Source organism: Mesorhizobium sp. M4A.F.Ca.ET.020.02.1.1 (assembly GCF_004022645.1).
In the GTDB taxonomy this organism is placed as follows: domain Bacteria; phylum Pseudomonadota; class Alphaproteobacteria; order Rhizobiales; family Rhizobiaceae; genus Mesorhizobium.
Genome location: NZ_RZOI01001205.1, coordinates 1 through 961 on the forward strand (window position 1 = coordinate 1; position 961 = coordinate 961).

Here is a 961-nt window from a genome sequence, read left to right on the forward strand (position 1 = left end):
ACCTGATCATGGGCATGACGGCCGGCGCGGTGAAGTAGCCGCCTCCCCTTCTCCCCTTGTGGGAGAAGGTGGATCGGCGCGTCAGCGCCGAGACGGATGAGGGGTGTTCCAGCGGAGTGAGACGTCGGCATTCCCTGGAGCACCCCTCATCCGTCGCCTTCGGCGACACCTTCTCCCACAAGGGAGAAGGGGGAGCTAGGCCCGCAGGATCGACCTTAAATGCTCGAGGATCATGGCGACGCCCTTCCTGCCCAGCTCGGCCGAAGCTTCCGGCGCGCTCGCCGTGTACCAGCTTGTATTGTCGGCGAGGCGGCCGGCGTCGACCGCTTCGGGGCACAGCGCCAGCATCAGCGAGGTTTCGCCGATGCCGGCATGGTCGAACGGGTACCGGCCGTTCATGGCGGCCGACATCAGCGGATGCACCTGGACCCAATTGAAGAAGTTCTCGCCCTTGGCATGGCCTGCATAGTAGTCCGCCATCGCCTCTGAACCCCACCAGCCCTCGCCGCGCTCTTTTTCCAGAAAGCGGAAGATCGCTTGCCGGCCGGCGGCCTTGAAAGCGAGATCGGTCGGCATGCCGGCGGCGAAATTCTCGGTCTGGTGGTGGATGATGGCGTGGATGTTGCGAAAGCCGATGCGCAGCAGGCTGAAGAACAGCTCCTCGGCGAACGGCGCCAGCTGATTGCCGCCGACCTGCACCGAGCCGCTGCCTTCCGGCGGCGCCACCGCATAGCTCGCGGCGCCGTAGTAGAAGGGCGGCAGGATGACGATGTCGGCCTCCTTCCCGAACAGCTCGAGCGTCTTGACGACGGCCAGCGTGTCCATGCCGACGGCCATGTGCTCGCCATGGTACTCGAGCACGCCGAGCGGCAGAGCGACCGGCCAGTTCTCCGTGATCGCCTTGCGGATCTGGTGCGGCAGCATCAATTCGTAACGCATCGCCCTACTCCATATCTGTCTC

The 961-nt window shown here is 64.9% G+C and carries 1 protein-coding gene; it reads right to left on the minus strand.

What is annotated here, in order from left to right; all coding sequences use genetic code 11:
• Positions 1–195: 195 nt before the first annotated feature.
• Positions 196–939 carry a creatininase family protein gene (locus EN742_RS36090; RefSeq protein ID WP_127406127.1) on the minus strand — a complete coding sequence of 248 codons (744 nt, stop codon included), beginning with the start codon at positions 937–939 and terminating at the stop codon, positions 196–198.
• Positions 940–961: the final 22 nt, after the last annotated feature.